Source organism: Natronomonas sp. EA1 (assembly GCF_051195035.1).
In the GTDB taxonomy this organism is placed as follows: domain Archaea; phylum Halobacteriota; class Halobacteria; order Halobacteriales; family Haloarculaceae; genus JBNTJV01.
Window position 1 is genome coordinate 888,418 of record NZ_JBNTJV010000001.1, and the last position, 15,611, is coordinate 904,028.

The 15,611-nt window shown below is 68.0% G+C and carries 17 protein-coding genes and 1 tRNA gene; 10 read left to right on the forward strand and 8 right to left on the reverse strand.

Going from position 1 to position 15,611, the window contains the following annotated elements; all coding sequences use genetic code 11:
* Position 1: 1 nt before the first annotated feature.
* Positions 2-1,417: an ABC transporter substrate-binding protein gene (locus ACQUQR_RS04825; protein WP_435195189.1), complete on the reverse strand. Its 1,416-nt coding sequence runs from the start codon at positions 1,415-1,417 to the stop codon at positions 2-4.
* Positions 1,418-1,531: 114 nt separating this feature from the next.
* Entirely contained in the window at positions 1,532-2,293 is a 762-nt protein-coding gene (locus ACQUQR_RS04830; RefSeq protein ID WP_435195191.1) for an SDR family NAD(P)-dependent oxidoreductase, read from the reverse strand.
* A gap of 84 nt (positions 2,294-2,377) precedes the next feature.
* Between ACQUQR_RS04830 and ACQUQR_RS04835 the strand changes: the two genes are divergently transcribed.
* Together ACQUQR_RS04835 and sod are read left to right on the forward strand one after the other, a co-directional pair.
* On the forward strand, positions 2,378-3,787 hold the full coding sequence (locus ACQUQR_RS04835; protein WP_435195193.1) for a cryptochrome/photolyase family protein: 1,410 nt from the start codon (positions 2,378-2,380) through the stop codon (positions 3,785-3,787).
* A 94-nt stretch (positions 3,788-3,881) separates the two neighbouring features.
* Positions 3,882-4,493 (forward strand): superoxide dismutase, encoded by a 612-nt coding sequence (gene sod, locus ACQUQR_RS04840; RefSeq protein ID WP_435195195.1) that lies wholly within the window; start codon positions 3,882-3,884, stop codon positions 4,491-4,493.
* 36 nt (positions 4,494-4,529) lie between these two features.
* Here sod and ACQUQR_RS04845 read toward each other — a convergent pair whose 3' ends face one another.
* Complete coding sequence (locus ACQUQR_RS04845) at positions 4,530-4,958, reverse strand: DUF7522 family protein (RefSeq protein ID WP_435195197.1); 429 nt, start codon at positions 4,956-4,958, stop codon at positions 4,530-4,532.
* 105 nt (positions 4,959-5,063) lie between these two features.
* Here ACQUQR_RS04845 and ACQUQR_RS04850 point away from each other — a divergent pair, with 105 nt between their 5' ends.
* The 3 genes from ACQUQR_RS04850 to ACQUQR_RS04860 are packed head-to-tail and all read left to right on the forward strand — an operon-like array spanning position 5,064 to position 7,640.
* Positions 5,064-5,330 carry a DUF5827 family protein gene (locus ACQUQR_RS04850; protein ID WP_435195199.1) on the forward strand — a complete coding sequence of 89 codons (267 nt, stop codon included), beginning with the start codon at positions 5,064-5,066 and terminating at the stop codon, positions 5,328-5,330.
* On the forward strand, positions 5,327-6,136 hold the full coding sequence (locus ACQUQR_RS04855) for an ATPase (protein ID WP_435195201.1): 810 nt from the start codon (positions 5,327-5,329) through the stop codon (positions 6,134-6,136). Before ACQUQR_RS04850 ends, ACQUQR_RS04855 begins: the two co-directional genes overlap by 4 nt.
* A 46-nt stretch (positions 6,137-6,182) precedes the next feature.
* Entirely contained in the window at positions 6,183-7,640 is a 1,458-nt protein-coding gene (locus ACQUQR_RS04860) for a sensor histidine kinase (RefSeq protein WP_435195203.1), read from the forward strand.
* Positions 7,641-7,657: 17 nt separating this feature from the next.
* On the opposite strand, the gene ACQUQR_RS04865 is transcribed toward ACQUQR_RS04860, so the two are convergent.
* The 3 genes from ACQUQR_RS04865 to ACQUQR_RS04875 form a co-directional block, all read right to left on the reverse strand.
* Positions 7,658-7,819 (reverse strand): hypothetical protein, encoded by a 162-nt coding sequence (locus tag ACQUQR_RS04865; protein ID WP_435195205.1) that lies wholly within the window; start codon positions 7,817-7,819, stop codon positions 7,658-7,660.
* 78 nt (positions 7,820-7,897) lie between these two features.
* On the reverse strand, positions 7,898-8,476 hold the full coding sequence (locus ACQUQR_RS04870) for an MBL fold metallo-hydrolase (RefSeq protein ID WP_435195207.1): 579 nt from the start codon (positions 8,474-8,476) through the stop codon (positions 7,898-7,900).
* A gap of 77 nt (positions 8,477-8,553) precedes the next feature.
* Positions 8,554-8,889: a cupin domain-containing protein gene (locus ACQUQR_RS04875; RefSeq protein ID WP_435195208.1), complete on the reverse strand. Its 336-nt coding sequence runs from the start codon at positions 8,887-8,889 to the stop codon at positions 8,554-8,556.
* A 77-nt stretch (positions 8,890-8,966) separates the two neighbouring features.
* Here ACQUQR_RS04875 and thyX point away from each other — a divergent pair, with 77 nt between their 5' ends.
* On the forward strand, positions 8,967-9,710 hold the full coding sequence (gene thyX, locus ACQUQR_RS04880) for an FAD-dependent thymidylate synthase (protein WP_435195209.1): 744 nt from the start codon (positions 8,967-8,969) through the stop codon (positions 9,708-9,710).
* 26 nt (positions 9,711-9,736) lie between these two features.
* Here thyX and ACQUQR_RS04885 read toward each other — a convergent pair whose 3' ends face one another.
* Entirely contained in the window at positions 9,737-10,084 is a 348-nt protein-coding gene (locus tag ACQUQR_RS04885; RefSeq protein ID WP_435195210.1) for a DUF5518 domain-containing protein, read from the reverse strand.
* A 74-nt stretch (positions 10,085-10,158) separates the two neighbouring features.
* Here ACQUQR_RS04885 and ACQUQR_RS04890 point away from each other — a divergent pair, with 74 nt between their 5' ends.
* From ACQUQR_RS04890 to ACQUQR_RS04905, 4 genes are all read left to right on the forward strand, one after another.
* On the forward strand, positions 10,159-10,341 hold the full coding sequence (locus ACQUQR_RS04890; RefSeq protein ID WP_435195212.1) for an HVO_2922 family protein: 183 nt from the start codon (positions 10,159-10,161) through the stop codon (positions 10,339-10,341).
* Between the two features lie 30 nt (positions 10,342-10,371).
* The gene (locus tag ACQUQR_RS04895; RefSeq protein WP_435195214.1) at positions 10,372-13,386 is read left to right on the forward strand and encodes an FAD-binding and (Fe-S)-binding domain-containing protein; all 3,015 of its coding nucleotides are present in this window, start codon (positions 10,372-10,374) and stop codon (positions 13,384-13,386) included.
* A gap of 71 nt (positions 13,387-13,457) precedes the next feature.
* On the forward strand, positions 13,458-14,612 hold the full coding sequence (locus tag ACQUQR_RS04900) for a helix-turn-helix transcriptional regulator (RefSeq protein WP_435195215.1): 1,155 nt from the start codon (positions 13,458-13,460) through the stop codon (positions 14,610-14,612).
* A gap of 90 nt (positions 14,613-14,702) precedes the next feature.
* Positions 14,703-14,777 (forward strand) — tRNA-Glu (locus ACQUQR_RS04905).
* A 167-nt stretch (positions 14,778-14,944) separates the two neighbouring features.
* On the opposite strand, the gene ACQUQR_RS04910 is transcribed toward ACQUQR_RS04905, so the two are convergent.
* Positions 14,945-15,577: a phosphoribosyltransferase gene (locus tag ACQUQR_RS04910; RefSeq protein ID WP_435195217.1), complete on the reverse strand. Its 633-nt coding sequence runs from the start codon at positions 15,575-15,577 to the stop codon at positions 14,945-14,947.
* Between the last annotated feature and the right edge of the window lie 34 nt (positions 15,578-15,611).

Sequence of the window (15,611 nt, forward strand, 5' to 3'; positions counted from 1 at the left end):
CTCAGACCCACGGAGGCTTCTGGTACTCGGCGGTCTGGAGGGACTCGGGGAAGATGACCTCCTGGACCCCCTCGCCGTTCGACTCCTGCCACTGCTGGAAGACCGGCCACACCTTGTCCTTGGCGTAGATCACGTCGTGGGTGAACTCCGAGTCCTTCCCGTAGTACTCGACGGTGCCGACGGTCCCCTTGTACGAGGACTCCTCGAGCCCGGAGACGATGGCGTCGGCCTCGACCGACCCCTGCGCCTCCGCGACCGCGGCGTACTGCTTCACCGCGTCGAACGTGATGTAGCCCGTGTACACCGGATAGCCGTCGAACTCCTCGTTGAACGCCTCGGCGAACGGAATGGTCTTCTCCGTCACCGCGGACTGCGGCGTCGCGGAGTTCTGCGTCACGCCGTAGCGGCAGGCGCCCTTCGTCAGCCCGTAGTACGCCGGCAGCTGCATCGGGACGTGGATGCCACCGAACTCGAACGGGCGCTGCTGTTTCGCCCACTGGACCACGGCCGCAGTCCCGGTGTGGGCCATCGCGATGAACGCGGCGTCCGCGCCGGAGGACTCCACCTGGTCGTACAGGGGACCGAAGTTCTCCGTGCCCGAGGCGTAGCGCTCCGACATGACGATCTCGACGCCGGTGTCGGCGAGCTGGGCGTCCAGCGCGGCGGAGACCGGCTCCGTCCACTTGTAGTCCTCGACGAGGACCGCGACGGACTCCCAGCCCAGCTCGTCGAGCTTCGCGTCCGCGAAGTCCACCATGTTCACACCGAGGTGGTGCGCGTTGATCGGGCCCGTCCGGAAGTGATACTTGTACTTGTCGTACTGTTCGTGGACGAGCTTCGAGGCCTCCGGCGTCGCCGCACCCGTCGTCAGGTGCGGTGTCTGCTGGTTGGCGATGTCGCCCATGATGTTGAGCAGGACCTCACTGGTGAAGATGCCGAACGTGGCGTCGACGCCCTCACCGACCGTGAGCTCCTGATACTTCCGGCGCCCCTCGGCGGGGTCCTCACGGGTGTCCTTGACGACGAGCTCGATCTCGGCACCGGCGATCCCACCCTCGGCGTTCAGCTGCTGGACCGCCAACCGCGCGCCGTTGGCGATTGACGCGCCGATCGGGTTGTTCGTCGGCTCGGGCGCGAGGACGCCGAGCTTGATCGGCCCCTCGATACCGGACGGCTGTTCTGTGGTCTCCGTGTCCGAGGACTCGCCGCCGTCGTTGTTGCTCCCGCCGCCACCACCGCCGGACGGCTCCTCCGTCGCTTCGCTGTTGAACGTACAACCCGCGAGCGAGACGGCGACCCCGCTCGCCCCAGTTGCCCGGAGGAAGGATCGTCGTCCGACGCTACCAATGTTCGCTCCGGCACTGTCTTCGTTACCAGAGTTTCGACCGTCTTCGCTGTCCTTTCCACTGTTAAACATGCTACCGTCAAACACGTTACCACACGTGTCTCATAAAGTTATGGGGGATTTTGCAGGGTTCTGCCCGGTGTACGGCAATTTTTACCACACTCGGTTGACGAGAATCGGGTGGGGTCAGCGGGCGGTCCACCCTCCGTCCGCGGCGAGCGTCGTCCCGGTGACGTACGCGGCCGCGTCGCTCGCGAGGAAGACCGCAGGCCCGGCGATCTCCTCGGGTTCCGCGAACCGCGACAGCGGGGTCCGGTTCTCGATGGACTTCCGGAGCTTCTCGTTCTCCGTGAGCTCCTCCGTGAGGTCGGTCGCGACGTACCCCGGGGCGAGCCCGTTGACCCGCACCTCGGGCGCCCAGTCGAGCGCCATCGACTTCGTCATCCCCACCATCCCGTGCTTGGAGGCGACGTACGGGTGCTGGCGCGGCAGCCCGACCAGCCCACCGACGGAGGCGACGTTGATGACGCTCCCGCCGCGCTCCGCGAGTGAGTCCGCGGCCGCGCGCGCGATCCGGAACGCCCCTTTCAGATTCACGTCGAGGACGAACTCCATCGAGTCGTCGTCGACGTGTTCGGGGGTGCCGAGCGCCCCCTCCGGGTTCACGCCCGCGTTGTTGACGACGCAGTCGACCCCGCCGAACTCCTCGACGGCCGCGTCGATGCCCTCGCGGACGGCGTCGACATCCGTCACGTCCACGCTGACGGGCAGTGCCTCGACACCGTGGTCTTCACAGGAGTCGGCGACGGCCTCCACGTCCGCGGTGGTGCGGGCCATCGGGACCACGTCGGCCCCGGCTTCGGCCATCCCCAGCGCGATTGCCTTCCCGATTCCACGCGATGCTCCGGTGACGACGACGACGCGGTCAGTCAGTGCGAACTGCTCCATACGTGCGACGCGTCGTCATGGCACAAGGAGCTGTCGGGTTCCCCAACGGGTGGCTATACGGTCCCGGCGGGCGAACCCGGAGCCATGTTGCTCCACTGGCACCGGTCGGATCTCCGGGCGACGGACAACACCGCCCTGTCCGCAGCGGCGACGGAGGACACGGTCCTCCCGGTGTTCGTCTTCGACGACGCGGTGCTCGAACACGGCTCCCCCAACCGCGTCTCGTTCATGCTCGATTCCCTGCAGGAACTCCGCGCGTGGTATCGCGAGCGTGGCGGCGACCTCTACGTGACGCACGGCGACCCCTCGTCCGTCCTTCCCGACCTCTGCGCGGAGCTGGAGGCGGACGGTGTCGTCTGGAACGCGGACTACTCCGGGCTCGCACGCGAGCGCGACCGGGCCGTCACCGCCGCGCTCGAGGACGAGGGACTGCGCGCCACCGAGTACGAGGACGCGCTCCACCACGAGCCCGGCTCCATCACGACGAACGCAGGGGACCCCTACTCCGTGTACACCTACTTCTGGAAGAAGTGGCGCGACCGGGAGAAGGACGAGCCGCGCGACGCGCCCGACACGGACCGGCTCGAAGCCGAGGCCGGCGAGGCCCTCTCCTCCCTCTCGGAGCTGGGGTTCGAAGAGCCCACGGCCGATATCGAACCCGCAGGGATGGACGCGGCGCGAAATCGGCTGGAAGCGTTCTGTGACGGGCCCGTCTTCGAGTACGACGAGAAGCGGGACTACCCCGCAGGTGACCACACGTCCCGGCTCTCCGCGCACCTCCGATGGGGCACCATCGGCCCGCGCGAGGTGTACGCCGCGACCGAGGACGCGATGGAGGCAGCCGAGAGCGAGGAGGAACGCGAGAACGTGGAGGCGTTCCAGTCCCAACTCGCGTGGCGGGAGTTCTACCACCACGTCCTCTATTTCCATCCCCACGTCGTCACGGAGAACTACAACGAGTACCAGGAGGGTATCGACTGGCGAGACGACGCCGAGGAGATTCAGGCGTGGAAAGAAGGGAAGACGGGCTACCCCATCGTCGACGCCGGGATGCGCGAGCTCCGCGAGACGGGACACATGCACAACCGCGTGCGGATGATCGTCGCCTCCTTCCTCACGAAGGACCTGCTCGCCGACTGGCGACACGGCTACGACCACTTTCGGACCCATCTCGTCGACCACAACACCGCGAACGACAACGGCGGCTGGCAGTGGGCCGCCTCGACGGGGACGGACGCCCAGCCCTACTTCCGGATTTTCAATCCCATGACACAGGGCGAGCGCTACGACCCCGACGCGGAGTACATCAAGGAGTGGGTCCCCGAGTTGGCAGCGGCCTCGCCCGACGAGATTCACGGGTGGCACGAACTCGGCCTCCGCGACCGCAAGGACGCCGCGCCGGAGTACCCGAAACCCATCGTCGACCACGGAGAGCGGCGGGAGCAGGCGCTGGCGATGTACAAGCGCGCTCGCGGCGAGGACCCGGACGAGTAAGAATTCTTACTGGAATCGAATACCGGGGATTCCACGCCGTTGCCTCAATCTTTTTCAGGTCGCCGGTCGAGTGTCCGAGTGGAGGTATCTCACAATGGCTGAACACTCTAATCCCGAACTGCCGCCGCTTCCGTACGACTACGACGCGCTCGAGCCGTCCATCTCCGAGCAGGTGCTCGAATGGCACCACGACACCCACCACCAGGGGTACGTGAACGGCCTCGACAGCGCCGAGAAGACGCTCGCGGAGAACCGCGAGGCGGGCGAGTTCGGCTCGTCCGCGTCGGCCATCCGCAACGTCACGCACAACGGCTCCGGTCACTATCTCCACACGCTCTTCTGGGAGAACATGTCTCCCGAGGGCGGTGACGAGCCGGACGGCGAGCTCCTCGAGCGCATCGAGGCGGACTTCGGCTCCTACGAGGGCTGGAAGGGCGAGTTCGAGGCCGCAGCCAGCGGTGCCGGTGGCTGGGCGCTGCTCGTCTACGACCCGGTCGCCGACCAGCTGCGTAACCTCGTCGTCGACAAGCACGACCAGGGTGCGCTCTGGGGCGCCCATCCCATCCTCGCGCTCGACGTCTGGGAGCACTCCTACTACTACGACTACGGCCCGGCCCGTGGCGACTTCATCGAGGGCTTCTTCGAGGTCGTCGACTGGGACAACGTCGCTGCGAACTACGAGAAGGTCGTCGGTCACTTCGAATAAGTAGTCGAGCTGTAGGACCGATCTTCGATTTTTTTTTTAGTCGTCCGCCGTGGCCCGAGAGGGATTGCCGTCCGAGTCCGCGAGCGCCGCGTACTCGTAGCCCGTCTCACCGAGGAGCCGGCGGTAGAGCGCCCCGTAGTCGTGGTTGTGGTCCGGGTCGACGCTGGCGAGGACGCCGAAGTACCCATCCACTCCCGGGAGGAACGTCCGGAACTGCTCGAACTCGCCGAACCCGCGGACGGTGTACTGGTACTCCGTGTAGGTCAGCGCCTCGTACGTCTGGCGGGTGATGAACCCGTACCGTTCGTTGTCGATGTACGTCGTGGGGTCGTGTCCTTCGAGCTGGTCGGCCACGTCCTCCCGCAGGTAGACGCACGCCTCCCCCTCCTTGTCGAACACCCAGACGTCGCGCAGCGCATCCCCGGCGAACCCCCGGAACAGGTCGAGAAACGACGTGCGTGACATACTCATTCCTTGGCATGCTGGAACAAGCCACAGGGTAAAAGGGCTTCGTCGTGTTTCGGCGCGTGATTCGTCGGACTTTACGGGAGGGGTCGCCAATCGGAGGGTATGCCACGACCGCGCGACACGTTCGACGATATCCGCGAGTTCGAGTTCCGCGACCCCGAGGAGGTGCTCGACCCCGACACCATGTACACGGTCTACGAGATCGCCCGCGTCCTGCAAGGGCTCGACCCCGAGCGCGACCTCGACCCCGGGACGGAGGACATCCTCCTGAACTGGACCATCCCGTGGATGCTCGACCACGAGGACTCGTTCGTCTTCGCCGAACCCGAGAGCGACGAGGAGCCGGGGTACTACGGCCTGCGAGAATGAGGCTCCTCGTGGCCGGGAGCGCCGCCGTCGACGCCGGCAAGACAACCTTCTCCGCCGGCCTCTGTGCGGCGACGGACGCCGTCGGCTACAAACCCCGCGCCGGGAACGACTACTGGTACGACCACGACGACGTGCTCGCCGCCCTCGATGAGCGCCGGCTCTACGGGAAGGACGCGAAGCGTCTCGCGAGTGCCAGCGCCCGCGACGTGGCGCCCGAGGCCATCAACCCCGTCCACCGGCTCTGGCTCCCCACCCCCGGCGCGGGCCAGGGGATGCTCGGCCGCGAGGGACGGGCGTTCGCCGTCGACCGGGTCGGCCTCGCGGAGGAGACCCAGTTCGTCGTCAACGACACCGTCGACCTCCCGAGCGAGGTCACCGACGGCCTCCCGCTCGGCGGAGCCGAGCGCGTCGACTCGCTGCCCGCGTTCAACGACGCGATGGCCCGGCTCCACAGGCCCGCGCTGGACGCCGTGGCCGAGCGAATCGCCGACGAGGAGCGGGCCGTCGTCGAGTCCTACGCCGACATCGCGCGACCCCTCTCCGGGTTCGTCCCCGACGCCGTCGCGGTCGTGGAGCCGCGACGCGCCCGCATCTACCGGGGCGAACGGTACGCGAAAGCCTGCGAGGTCGCGAGCGGGAGCGCCCGCGAGGGGCAACTGGAGGAGCGCGTCTCGCGCGTCGTCGACCTCATCGACCCCGTCGCCCGCGTCGAGCTGCCGGCTCTCGATGCCCGGACCCGGGGGGAGCCAGCGCGCATCGCCGCCGCGTACGCCCCCGCGTACGAGGCGCTGCTCGACGCGACGTAACACGGACACGAACGCATATTTCGGAGGAGGCCGTACGGAAGGAGCAATGAGTGACGAGTCGGTGTCTCTGTCGGGGCAGTCGGGGACGATCCGCGTCCTCGCCGTGAACGCGAGCCACGCAACCCCACCGCTCGCCGCGGACGACCGGTTCGTCCTGACGACCGGAGCCCAGGTCGGCTCGGCGACCCCACTCGCCGACGTGGACTGTCTCGTCCTCGGCGGCGACGGGGGAGCGACCATCGCGGAGCTCGCGGCGACCCATCCCTCCCTCCCCGTCGTCGCCGTCCCGGAGAACGGGTCGGAAGCCGCCGCCGTCGCCGCGTTCCGCGCGGGCGCGGCCGACTACGTCTCCCCGGAGGAGACGGCGACGCTCCCCGACCGGGTCGTCGCCGCCGTCGAGACCAGTCCGATGGACCACGAGCGCGTCCTCCACGAGCTCCACCGGACGGCGAACCGGCTCACCGTCGCCGACTCCCCCGCCGAGGTGGCCGCCATCGCGCTCGAGGCCGCCACGGACATCCTGGACCACACCTTCACCGGGATCTGGACCTACGACGAAGCGGCTGACGCGCTCGTCCCCCTCGATGCGACGGAGGGGTCGAACCGCCTCGTCGGTACGATTCCCCGGTTCGACCGCGGAACGGGGCTCGCCTGGCAGGTGTTCGAAGCCGGGGAGCCGCGCGTCATCGACGACGTCCACGACGAACCCGACCGTCTGAACCCCGACTCACCCATCAAGTCCGAGATCATCGTCCCCCTCGGGGAGTACGGCGTCATCATGACCGGCACGACGGACCGCCGGGCGTTCTCCACGACCGAAGTCGAACTGTTCAGCGTGCTCGCGGCGGCCACCGCGGCCGCCCTCCTTCGGGCCGACCGCGAGGCGGAGCTCGAACGCCAGAACGAGCGACTCGACGCCTTCACCCGCGTCGTCAGCCACGACCTCCGGTCCCCGCTTTCGGTCATCCTCGGGAACGTCGAACTCGCGAAGGAGACGGGGGACCTCGACCAGCTCGATGTCGTCGAACGCGCAGCGAATCGGATGAACACCCGCATCGACGAGCTGCTCTCGCTCGCCCGGGAGGGGAACGGTGGAGCTCCCACGGAGCCAGTGTCACTCGCCGAAATCGTCCGCCAGGCGTGGGACGTCATCGACACGGCAGATGCCACCCTCGAGATCGAGACGGACCGGACCGTGGAGGCCGTCCCCGACCGGCTGGCACAGCTGTTCGAGAACCTGTTTCGTAATGCGGTGGAGCACGGCTCTACGGGCTCCCGCTCGCTGACCGTCACCGTCGGCGACCTCGAGGACGGGTTCTACGTCGAGGACACCGGGCCGGGGGTCCCCGAGTCGGTTCGCGACACCGTCTTCGAGGAGGGTGTCACCACCGGGACCGGGACGGGGCTCGGGCTCGCCATCGTCCGGCGGGTAGCGTCGGACCACGGCTGGGAGGTCTCGCTCGGGGACGGCCCCGGCGCGCGCTTCGAGTTCCGGACGGCGTAGCGAGCGTCGAGTGACCGCTACTCGACCGGTTCGACCGACGCCTCCCCGCAGTTCGGACAGTGGTCGTGGTCCTCCGAGAGCCGCTCCCCACAGGCGGTACAGACGTACGCGTCCTTTCCGTCGAAAAACGCCTGTTTCGTCTTCTCGAAGGTTCGGCCGACATCGGTGAACAGGCTCATGGACGAAGTCGGTCGGCGGCGCGGATAAGGATTGGCCCGCGACGGTCGGAGCCGAGGCCCGCGGAACCCAGCGAGCGGTCAGTACATCCGTGCGGCCTTCGCGGCGTGCGCGACGTGGTCGTAGGGGTCGCGCGTGACGCTCGGGCCGTGGCCGGTGTGGAGCTCGGCCAGCTCCTCGTCGATGGCGTCGAGGACGTACTCGATGCTCTCGACGAGCCACTCGCGGTTCCCCTCTTCGAGGTCGGTGCGGCCGAACGAGCCGTTGGCGAACACGAGGTCACCCGCGATGAGGATGCGGGGCTCGGCCGCGTAGAAACAGAGATGGTCGTTCTTGTGGCCGGGCGTGTGGAGCGCGCGGAAGGCGTGGTCGCCGAGCTGAACGGTCTCCCCGTCGGCGATGGCGTGGTCGACGAGCTCGTGGCCGGGGTCGTACCCCCAGACGTCGACGTCGAACGCCTCCACGACGGCGGCCGTGTTGCCGATGTGGTCCGGGTGGGTGTGCGTGAGGACGACGGCGTCGAGTTCGTCGACGTGCTCGCGGATCTCCGGGACGACATCGAACTCGTTGCCCGGGTCGACGAGAACGGTACGGTCACCCGTGATGAGAAAGACGTTCGAGGTGAACACCTGCTGGCCCGCAGCGAGGTTGTGGATCATGTCTCTCCCTTCGAATCAGGGGCCCTAATCGGTGTCGCTCGGAGGTCCGCGCGGCGGACGGAGAGGGGCCGACTCGCTCACGGAGCGCCGGCGATGACCACCATGACGGAGTCGTCACCGCGGTTGTGGAGCTGTCGGGTCGTCTCCGCGTCCACGCGCACGGCCTCGAGCGGGCCGAGGGTGACCGTCTCCCCGTCGAGGTCGACCTCGAGGGTCCCCTCCACGACGAGATACACCTCCTCGTGGTCGCTCCCGGCGTGGTCGTGGCGCTTCCCTGTTCCACCGGGTTCGAGTTCCAGCACCGTCACGCCGAGGTGGTCCGCCCCGAGCGCGTCCCGGAGCATCCACATCCCGCCCCACTCCTCGTCGATGAGCGACGCCACGTCGTCGGTGCTGGTCGTCTGGTAACGCATAGCAGTCCCTCGCATCCCCGGGGGATAACGCCAGCGGAGAGAATAGTATTATCAGGGCGCGCGTCCGCCACCCGCGTATGGACGTTCGCCTCATCGAAGCCACTGACGACCCCGAACGGGTCATCTGTCTCGGCGCGCGGAACGACTACTCCCCCGGGTTCGTGGGGGACCAGACGTTCGAGGAGACGATGGCAACTGTCGAGGGTGAGAGCCTCGAAGAGAAGAAACGGACCCTCATCGGCCATCTCCTCTCACACGGCCACTACGGGCCCTTCGAGCACCCCCACGCCACGTTCGCCATCGAGGGCGTCTCCCGGTCGTGTATGGCCCAGCTCACCCGACACCGCCACGTCAGCTTCGACGTGCAGTCGATGCGCTACGTGAGCTTCGACGACGTGGACCCCGAGTCGGTGCGCGAGGGGGAGATGGTCGTCACGCCCCCCTCGGCGAGCGACCCGAACTGGGTCGGCCGCAACCAGAAGACCGGTGCCGTCGACGAGGAGACGGTCGAGAAACGCAAGGCGGTGTTCCGCGAGTCCGTCACCCGCGCCGTCGAGGACTACCAGGAACTGCTCGAGTTGGGGATGCCCCCGGAGGACGCGCGGTTCGTCCTCCCCATCGGCACCGAGGTGAACATCGTGATGACCCTGAATGCGAGAATGCTGATGCACGTCGCCGACATGCGAGCGGCCGCCGACGCCCAGTGGGAGATCCGCGAGCTGACGGAGCAGGTACTGGAGCTCGCGGAGGAGTGGTGTCCCATCACCTTCGAGTACTACAACGAGAAGATGCGCAACCGGAAGAACCGGCTCGCACCGTAGCGCTGTCTACAGGGTCGCGAACCGACTCACAGCTCGTTTCTGAGGTAGACGCCGAGGACGCCGCCGAGCGCCCCCGCGCCGACGAAGTAGCCGAGGCCGATGACGCCGATGACGAGGATGGCGAGGAGGCCGAGCCCCGCGACTTCGATGGGGACGAACGGGAGGAACGCCCCGACGAGGGCGGCGAGCCCGACGAACGGGAGGAACGCGATGAGTCCGGAGAGCGCGCCGACTTTCGCGCCCGTCGCGTAGTCGCCGTCCTGGAGGTAGCCCGCGATTCCGCCGCCGAGGACGGTGGCGAACGGGAGAAACGAGAGGACGACGGAGACGACCGCGCCGATCAGCGCGTTGAGAAGGGTATCACCAGCGGCCATACGTCGACTGGGCGGGGAGAGGACATAAACGTCCCGCGAGAAGGTTTTTGCAGGCGGGCGGCGACCCCCCTGCCATGGGAGCGACGTTCGAACTCTACGAGGACAAACAGGGGAAGTACCGCTGGCGGCTCCGCCACGACAACGGGAACATCATCGCGGACTCCGGTGAGGGGTACGCCTCGAAGCAGAAGGCCAAACAGGGGATCGAGAGCGTGCAGGCGAACGCGCCGTCGGCAGAAATCGCAGAGCAGGACTGACTTTTAGAGACCCCCCTTCCAATGGAGGGTATGGCTATCGACGACCCGGCGACGGACCCGCGCGCCGACTACGACTACGCGGGCGACGAGGTGCGCCGCCCGGGACTGGTCGCCGACCTGCGGTCGCTGGTCGAGGGGGAGGTCCGGTTCGACGAGTTCACGCGCCAGCAGTACGCGACGGACGCCAGCGCCTACGAGGTCACGCCCGTGGGCGTCGTCTTCCCCACGGACACCGACGACGTGGCCGCGACCGTCGAGTACTGTGCGGAACGCGAGATCCCCGTCCTCCCGCGCGGGGGCGGGACCTCGCTAGCCGGGCAGACGGTGAACGAGGCCGTCGTCCTCGACTTCTCGAAGCACCTGACGAGCCTCCGCGACGTGGACCCCGAGGCCCGCCGCGCCACCGCGCAACCCGGCGTCCGGCTCGGCGATCTGAACCGCGCGCTCGCGGAACACGGCCTGAAGTTCGCGCCCGACCCGGCATGGGGTGACAAATCCGTCCTCGGTGGGGCCATCGGTAACAACTCCACGGGGAGCCACTCGCTCGTCTACGGGAAGACCGACGCCTACATCGAGGAGCTCGAGGTCGTCCTCGCCGACGGGAGCGTCACCCGGTTCGGGGAGGTGTCGGTCGAGGAGGTCCGCGAGCGCGCGGGCGAGGACTCCATCGAGGCACGGGTGTACGCGATGGTCGCCCGCATCATCGACGAGGAGTTGGAGGCGATCGAGGGGGCGTTCCCGCGCCTCAAACGCAACGTCTCGGGGTACAACCTCGACCGGCTGGCGGAGGAGGCCGAGACGGGGACCGTGAACCTGGCCCGGCTGCTCGCGGGCTCGGAGGGAACGCTCGCCGTCGTCACCGAGGCGACCGTCTCCTTAGAACCCATCCCGGAGACGAAATCCGTCGCGCTGCTCGGCTATCCCGATCTGGTGACCGCAATGCGGGACGTGACGCCCATCCTCGAACACGACCCCGCCGCGGTGGAGGTGCTCGACGACGTGCTGCTCGACCTCGCGGGCGAGACGAGCGAGTTCGGCCCGCTCGTCGAGGAGATGGTGCCCGACGGCGCGGGGGCGATGCTCCTCGTGGAGTTCTACGCCGACTCGGACGACCACGGGCGACAGCAGGTCGCCGACATGCTCGCGGACCGCTACCCCGACGCGATAACCGAGTTCGAACCGGGCGATGACCCAAAGAGGACCGACGCCCCCGTCCACGCGCTCTCGGGGGTCGGCGCGCACGACGACGAGGAGCGCGCGCGGTTCTGGAAGCTCCGGAAGTCGGGGCTCCCCATCCTCCTGGGCCGGACGAGCGACGCGAAACACATCTCGTTCATCGAGGACACCGCCGTTCCGCCGGAGAACCTCCCGGAGTACGTCGCCGACTTCCAGGAGGTCCTCGAGGAGAACGGCACGTTCGCGAGCTTCTACGCACACGCCGGCCCCGGCTGTCTCCACATCCGGCCGCTCATCAACACCAAGACGGCGGAGGGGGTCGCCTCGATGGAGGCCATCGCGGACGCCGCGACCGATCTCGTCGTCGAATACGGTGGCTCCGTCTCGGGCGAACACGGCGACGGCCGCGCCCGGACCCAGTGGAACCGGAAGCTGTACGGCGAGGACGTCTTCGGGCTGTTCCAGGAGCTCAAGACGGCGTTCGACCCCCAGTGGCTCCTCAATCCGGGGCAGGTCTGCGGGGACGTGTCGATGACCGAGAATCTCCGGTTCGACCCGGAGTACGACCTCGAGCTCGGCTTCGAGCCCGCGCTGAACTGGGAGAACGACAACGGCATGCAGGGGATGGTCGAGCTCTGTCACGGCTGTGGCGGCTGTCGCGGGCCACAGGAGACGACGGGCGGGGTGATGTGCCCGACCTACCGCGCCGCCGAGGAGGAGAGCCTCGCCACCCGCGGCCGGGCGAACATGCTCCGGCAGGCGATGAGCGGGGGGCTCGACACGGAGACGACGGACCCGGAGTTCATGGCCGAAGTGATGGACCTCTGTATCGGCTGTAAGGGGTGTGCGAACGACTGCCCGAGCGAGGTGGACATGGCGAAGCTCAAAGCCGAGGTGGAACACGCCTACCACCAGGAGCACAGCCCCTCCGTGCGGGAGGTGCTCTTCTCGAACGTCGAGAGCGCCTCGCGGTGGGGGAGTCGGCTCGCCCCGCTGTCGAACCTCGCGACGAAGGTACCCGGCGTGCGCTGGCTCATGGAGAAGGGGCTCGGCATCGCCCGGGAGGCCAAACTCCCCACCTTCGAACGCCAGAGTTTCACGGACTGGTACGCCGAGCGCGGCCCCGCCGTGCCCGAAGCCGAGGCCGGTAGACGGGTGCTGCTGTTCCCCGACACGTACTCGAACTACAGCGCCCCCGACGTGGCGAAAGCCGCCGTGCGCGTGCTCGAGGCCGCAGGCGTCCACGTCCGCGTCCCCGAGACGGGGCCGAGCGCGCGCGCCGCCCACTCGAAGGGCTTTCTCGACCTGGCGAAGGCCCGCGCGGCGCGGAACGTCGACACCCTCGCCCCGGACGTGGCCGCGGGCTGGGACGTGGTCGTCGTCGAACCCTCCGACGCGGTGATGTTCCAGCGGGACTACCTGGACCTGCTCTCCGGACCGGACGTGGCCCGCGTCGCCGAGAACAGCTACGGGCTGTGTGAGTACCTCGACACGTTCCGGCTCGACGACACTATCGCGTGGGACGCCCCGACCGAGCATCTCACCTACCACGGCCACTGCCACCAGAAGTCGACGAAGAAGGACCACCACGCCGTCGGGGTGCTCCGGCGCGCGGGGTACGCGGTCGACCCGCTCGACTCCGGCTGCTGTGGCATGGCCGGGAGCTTCGGCTACGAGGCCGAACACTACTCGATGAGCCAGTCCATCGCCGGCGTGCTGTTCGAGCAGGTCAAGGCCAGCGAGGGTGACACCGTCGTCGCCCCGGGGGCATCCTGCCGGAGCCAGCTGGAAAGCCACGAGGGTGAACAGCCGCCACACCCCGTCGAGAAGCTGGCTGACGCGCTCGCGGCCGGCGACGGGAGTAACTGAACACCTCGGAGACACGGGGAGACGGCAGTTTCAGGTGCTTTTTTATTCGAGGCTCGCGGGAGATACGGTAGATGTCCCGACCGTTGGCTGTCGGTTTCGCCCTCGCCCTCGTTCTCCTCTCGGCGCTCGCGCCGGTCGGGACGGCCGCGAGCTCCACCTCGGGGGAGGTCAAGCTCTCCGCCCAGGAGTTCGACCGCACGGAGTTCACCATCACCGTCCACGCGAACGGGAGCGCGGAGTGGACCTTCACCTACAAGCAGACGCTCGCCAACGCGTCCGAACGCCAGCAGTTCCGGGAGTTCGCAGCGCGGTTCAACAGCCAGGAGACGCAGCTGTATACGGATTTCAAGAACCGCGCACGGGCGCTCGTCGCCGACGGCCAGCGGACGACGGGGCGGGAGATGAACGCGACCGGCTTCTCGAAGGAGGCGTATGTGAACCAGCTCGGCAATCAGGGTATCGTGGAGATGTCCTTCCACTGGAGCGGGTTCGCCGTGGTCACGGGTGACCGGGTCGTCGTGGGCGACGTGTTCGAGGGCGGACTCTACATCGGCCCGAGCCAGCGGCTCGTCATCGGCCACGGCGACGACCTCGTCTTCAGCGAGGTCAGCTCCGGCCCCGACGCCACCTCCGGAGGAACCCTCGCCGAGAGCGACACCGTCACCTGGGACGGGGAACGCTCCTTCTCCGACAACCGCCCACGCGTGGTGCTCTCCACCGAGACGGCCACCCCGACCCCGACGACGGGTGACGGGGAACCAACCCCCACTCCGACCCCCACTCCGACCACGACCGACGGGAGCACTGGCGGCGGACCCGGCATCCTCCCCATCGTCGCGCTCCTCGTTGTCCTCCTCCTCGGCGCGGTCGCCGCCGCCTACCGCACCGGCGTCTTCGGGGACGATGACGACGGGAGTGCCGCGGCCGCCGCGTCGGGCGACGGCGGCGACGACCCGGACGGCGACACCGCCCCCACGATCAGCGACGAGGAGCTGATGACCGACGAGGACCGCGTCGTCTCGATGCTCGAAGAGCGTGGCGGTCGGATGAAACAGGTCAACATCGTCGAGGAGACCGGCTGGTCGAAGTCCAAGGTGTCGATGCTCCTCTCCGAGATGGAAGAGGAGGGCGACATCTCCAAACTCCGCGTCGGCCGCGAGAACATCATCTCACTGTCCGGCCACGAACCCGACGCCGCCAGATCACCGTTCGACGACGAGGAGTGAGAAACCACTACACGGCGCGGTCGAAACGGAACCGTTATGTGTCCAACCGCGATACCTGTGATTGCAGACGCACGCCGCGTCGACCACACCGCTCCGTTGGTGTAGTCCGGCCAATCATCTTGCCCTCTCACGGCAAGGACCAGGGTTCGAATCCCTGACGGAGCACTTCTCACGAAGCAAGTCACCGAGCGACAGCGAGGTGCTTGCGAGACAGAAGCGCGCACGGCAGGGATTCGAAGCACGCGAGAGGAACGTAGTGAGTCTCGCAATCGGGTTCGAATCCCTGACGGAGCATTCTTCCAGAAGCAAACCGGCGAGCACTGCGAGCGATGTCACACCTCCGTCCAGGCGAGATAGCTGCGGGCTTCCGCGTCGGAGACCTGACTGAAGTCACGGTAGTGGGCGCCGACGGCGCTGAACCCCGCGGGCTCCTCGACGGCGACGACCTCGTCGGCCTCATCTTCCAGATCGCGGAGCGACCGGGGGGAGCCGACCGGAACCGCGAGAACGATGTGCTCTGCGCCGGCGTTGTGGACCTGCCGGAGACAGGCGCGGGCTGTCGCTCCCGTCGCGACGCCGTCGTCGACCACGACGACGGGCTCCCCCTCCAGATCGGGGGCCGGGCGGTCGCCGCGGTAGCGGGCGAGTTTCTCCTGGGCGGTGGCCGCGGCGCGCTGGCGCTCCGATTCGACGTACTCCTCGTCGATGCCGTGGCGTGTCACGACCGCGTCGTTCACCCAGGCGCTCCCGTCGGCGGCGGCCGCGCCGATGGCGAACTCGGGGTTGCCGGGTAATCCCATCTTCTTCACGGCGATGATATCGAGAGAGACGACCAGCCGGTCCGCGACGGCCCGGCCGACCGGGAGGCCGCCACGGGGGATGGCGAGGACGACGTCCGCGTCGATATCACGGTCCGCGACCGCGTCGGCGAGCTGTTCACCGGCGTCGAGTCGGTCCTCGAACATAGTGTGAACATCGGTAGCAAAGGCCAAAAGTACC